Source organism: Nostocoides sp., assembly GCF_035343835.1.
Classification (GTDB): domain Bacteria; phylum Actinomycetota; class Actinomycetes; order Actinomycetales; family Dermatophilaceae; genus Nostocoides_A; species Nostocoides_A vanveenii.
Genome location: NZ_DAOQZV010000253.1, coordinates 1 through 4,350 on the forward strand (window position 1 = coordinate 1; position 4,350 = coordinate 4,350).

The 4,350-nt window shown below is 67.7% G+C and carries 5 protein-coding genes; 2 read left to right on the forward strand and 3 right to left on the reverse strand.

Annotated features, from left to right (window positions below):
• The coding region (locus tag PKH97_RS14185) for a hydroxyacid-oxoacid transhydrogenase (protein WP_324388197.1) at positions 1-1,184 on the reverse strand (1,184 nt) is incomplete at its 3' end.
• A 42-nt stretch (positions 1,185-1,226) separates the two neighbouring features.
• Between PKH97_RS14185 and PKH97_RS14190 the strand changes: the two genes are divergently transcribed.
• Entirely contained in the window at positions 1,227-1,661 is a 435-nt protein-coding gene (locus PKH97_RS14190) for a DUF1801 domain-containing protein (RefSeq protein WP_324388198.1), read from the forward strand.
• A 147-nt stretch (positions 1,662-1,808) separates the two neighbouring features.
• Complete coding sequence (gtfA, locus tag PKH97_RS14195) at positions 1,809-3,308, forward strand: sucrose phosphorylase (RefSeq protein ID WP_324388199.1); 1,500 nt, start codon at positions 1,809-1,811, stop codon at positions 3,306-3,308.
• Between the two features lie 13 nt (positions 3,309-3,321).
• On the opposite strand, the gene PKH97_RS14200 is transcribed toward gtfA, so the two are convergent.
• Both PKH97_RS14200 and PKH97_RS14205 read right to left on the reverse strand, forming a co-directional pair.
• Entirely contained in the window at positions 3,322-3,945 is a 624-nt protein-coding gene (locus tag PKH97_RS14200) for an L-threonylcarbamoyladenylate synthase (RefSeq protein ID WP_324388200.1), read from the reverse strand.
• A 5-nt stretch (positions 3,946-3,950) separates the two neighbouring features.
• Entirely contained in the window at positions 3,951-4,217 is a 267-nt protein-coding gene (locus tag PKH97_RS14205; protein WP_324388202.1) for a DUF167 domain-containing protein, read from the reverse strand.
• Positions 4,218-4,350 lie beyond the last annotated feature (133 nt).

The window sequence follows — 4,350 nt, forward strand, 5'->3', positions numbered from 1 at the left end:
AGGTCGGCGATATCGCCCGCGCCGAATCCGACCGCTGCCAGCCCGTTCGGTAGGCCGATGTCCGCCATCAGCGCGGCCACGATGCCCGGCAGGAAGTCCGCCGGGTCAGATGTCATGACCGCATCCGGATTCAGCAACCGGCCGGCACGAAGGTGACGCTCGGGCGCTGCCGCGAAAGTGAATCGGAAAGCCTCGGGCGCGGTGAGAGCGACGGCCACCCCGTGCGGGACCAGCGCCTCCCCCTGCGGATAGTCCGCGGCGCGAAAGTCCTTGGCCTGCCCCGCAATCGGGTAACCGTTCGCGTGCGGGATGTGAACGCCGGCGTTCCCGAAGCCCATGCCTGCGAAGGTCGCCGCGAGTGCCATCTCCCCGCGAGCCTGGCGGTCGGACCCGTCGCGGACGCTGCGCCGGAAGGAGCCGGCCAGCAGGGCTAGCGCCTTCTCGCACCACATATCCGCGATCGGGTTCGCCCCGCAATAGGGAACGCGCTCCGCGGCTCGATGCCGCTCGAAGCCGGTGTAGGGCCGCGCGGTGTAGCTCTCCAGCGCATGGCACAGGATGTCCATCCCGCTGGCCGCAGTCACACCGGTCGGCTGGGTCAACGTCAGCTCCGGGTCGACCACCGCCAGCGTGGGCCGCAACGCCTCGTGGGAGATTCCGGTCTTGACCGACAGCCCGATCACGTCCAGAACGCACACCGTCGTCGACTCCGAGCCGGTCCCCGTCGTGGTCGGCACGGCGATCAGCGGGCGCAGCGGCTCGATGGGCGACCGGCCAGCGCCGACCGGCCGGTTGACATAGTCGAGCAACTCCCCCGGGTTCGTTGTCAGTAGGTTGACCGCTTTGGCTGTGTCGATGCTCGACCCGCCGCCGACCGCGACATACGCGTCATACGGCCCGCCGTCACGCGCCCAGGCGATGGCGTGCCGCAGGCTGGCGTCGGTCGGCTCGATGTGCACGTCGTCGAAGAGTTCGCACTCGACGCCGTATGCCCGCATCTGCTCGGCGATGCGTGCCGGGGCCCCGGTCGCTGCCACCCCGGCATCGGTGATGAGCAGGGCCCGCTTCGCGCCCAGCTGGGCGATGTCGTAACCGATCTCGGCGGAGGCCCCGGCCCCGACCTTGAGGCGGGGCGCGCCATACGTGAAAACGGACTCGGAGTTTCCGGGCGCGTTGACGGCCATCGGTCGCACCTCCCTGGGTGGCGGCGCCTGTAGCGTACGACTATGCGGGTGGACGCCGACACGATCGAGCAATGGTTCGCGGCTGCCGGCCCTCGAGAAGCGGACCTGCGTCGCATGGACGCTGCCATCACGGCATACGCCCCTGACATGGAGCGCGTCTTCAAGGACTGGAACTTCGGCGGGGCCGGCCTCGGCTACGGCCGCATCGACTATCGCACGAAGTCCTCCCCCACCCTCCAGCAGATCCCTGTCCTCGGACTCATGCCGCAAAAGCGGCACCTCGCTCTGTATGCCTGCGCGGTCATCGACGGTCAGTACCTTGCCGAGCGCTATCGCGAGCAGCTGGGCAGCGTCAGTTGCGGCAAGTCCTGCATCCGCTTCACGGCCTACGACAAGCTCGACGAGTCGGGTCTGGCGGCGATGCTCACCGATGTCAACGAGCGCTATCGCCGTGGAGACCATCTCTACGGCGTGTGACCCGCCAGGGGGACGCAACGTGGCATGCATCGCATCACATTCGTGCCTGCGGACGCGCGGGTAACACCACGTGCGGCCTAGCCTGAAAGAGAGCCGCACGGACTCGACGTTGCTGGTCAACGATGACCAGGAACAGGAGCGGGACAGATGCCTGACCAGGTCGAACTCATCACCTACTGCGATCGTTTGGGCGGCAGTCTGCCCGGCTTGAAGCAGGTCCTCGACGGGCCACTCGCGGGCCTCTTCGGCGGTGTGCACATCCTGCCCTTCTACCGGCCGCACGACGGTGCCGACGCCGGCTTCGACCCGGCCGATCACACCGAAGTCGATCCTCGCCTGGGCTCGTGGGCCGACATCCGCGAGATCGCGGCCGACTATCCGGTGACCGCGGACCTCATCGTCAACCACGTCTCCTCGGCATCACCGCAGTTCCAGGACTGGTTGCGACACGGCCCGGACTCCCCCTATGACGGGATGTTCCTGACCTTCGGCAGCGCCTTCCCCAAGGGTGCGACAGAGTCGGAGCTGATGATGCTGACCCGCCCACGACCGGGTCTGCCCTTCACGGTCTATGAGCAGGCCGATGGCACCAAACACCTTGTCTGGACCACCTTCACCGAGGAACAGATCGACATCGACGTCCGGGCGCCCCTGACCCTGCAATACCTGCAGCGGGTGCTCGATCTGCTCGCCGGGAGCAGTGTCAAGCGTGTCCGACTGGACGCTGTCGGCTATGCCGTCAAGTCACCCGGGCTGACCTCCTTCATGACCGAGGAGACCTTCGCCTTCATCCACCAGGTCAGCGACTGGTGCGCGGCCCGCGGTCTCGATGTCATCGTCGAGGTGCACTCCTACTTCCAGCGCCAGGTCGAGATCGCCGCTCAGGTCGACAAGGTCTACGACTTCGCCCTGCCCCCACTGGTGCTGCACGCCCTGACCGCGGGCGATGTCGCGCCGCTGCTGCACTGGTTCACCGTGCGGCCGACCAATGCCGTCACTGTGCTCGACACCCACGACGGGATCGGCGTCATCGATGTGGCCGAGGACGGCCACGACCCGGGCAACCCCGGCCTGCTGTCGAATGCCCAGATCACCACGCTTATCGAGGCGATTCACCGCAACTCCGGCGAGACCTCACTCTTTGCATCAGGTGGCGCCGCCTCGAATGTCGATATCTACCAAGTGAATTCGACCTTCTATGACGCACTCGGTGCCGATGACGGCAAGTACCTCCTCGCCCGGGCCATCCAGTTCTTCACGCCTGGGACCCCCCAGGTCTACTACGTGGGACTGCTCGCGGGCCACAATGACGTCGCCCTGCTCACCCGCACGAACATCGGGCGCGACGTCAATCGGCATTCCTACACCCGGCACGAGATCGCAGCCGCGCTGAACGCGCCCGTGGTGCGTGCCCTGTGCGCCTTGATCCGGATCCGGAACAGCCACCCGGCCTTCGACGGTGACTTCACGGCCGACGGCTCGGGCAGCAGCATCACCATGTCGTGGAGCGCCGGCGAGGACCGGGTCGACCTCGTCGGCGACACCGCGACGGGCGCGGCAACCATCGCGTGGACCTCACCCGACGGCGAGCACACGTCGCCGTTGCTCGCCCTGGCTGATTCGCGTCCCTTGCTCCCCGTCGTCTAAGCGTCCCTGTCACTCAGTCGAGGAAGCGCGACGGATCGCCCGCCCCGACGCGCACCACCTCGGGCACGCCACTGGAGTAGTCGACCACGGTCGTCGGACGGGCCACGCACTCCCCGGCATCCAAGATCAGGTCGACGCTGTGGTCGAGTTCGTCCTTGACCAGCCACCCCTCGGTCATGGGCTCCTCCTCCCCCGGCAGGATCAAGGTGCTGCTGAGCATCGGTTCGCCGAGTTCGGCCAGGAGCGCCTGCACGATCGGCGTGCCGGGAATGCGCACGCCCACGGTCTTCTTCTTGGCCTGCAAGAGCTTTCGCGGCACTTCCTTGGTCGCCGGCAGGATAAAGGTGTACGGGCCCGGAGTTGCCGCTTTGACCGCCCGGAAGACCGCATTGTCGACGATCACGACATGACCCAGCTGCGCGAAGTCGCGACAGACGAGCGTGTAGTGGTGCTTGTCGTCGAGCCGGCGGATCTCGCGGATCCGGTCCTTGGCCTCCTGATTGCCCATGGTCGCTCCGAGGGCATAACCGGAGTCGGTCGGATAGGCGATCAGGCCGCCGTCCCGCAGGACATCGACCGCGGCGCGGATCGCGCGCGGCTGGGGGTCGACCGGGTGGACATCGAGCAGGCGAGCCATGACGGTCAGCCTAGGGCGCGCAGTTCGGCCAGGCGCACCTGCAGTTCTGCCGCCACCGCGTCGATCTCGGCGACCTTGCTCCGAGCGGTCGTGCCACGAACGATGGTGACGGCCCGCGGACGCACGCCGAACGCGGCGGCGAGGGCACGGCATACGGCCTCGTTGGCGCGTCCGTCCACTGCGGGTGCGGACACCGCGACGACCAAGGCCTCCTCGCCCCACAGCCCACCGACTCGGGTCCGCGAGGCGCCAGGACGGACGCGGATGCTCACCTGCACACCCGTATTCTCGTCGTTCGTGGACTGCCGCTACTACGACGCGGGCGCGTGTCGCTCGTGCACGCTGATGGGCAGCCCGTATGCCGCGCAGGTCGCCGCGAAACAGTCGGCCGTGGCCGCCGCGCTC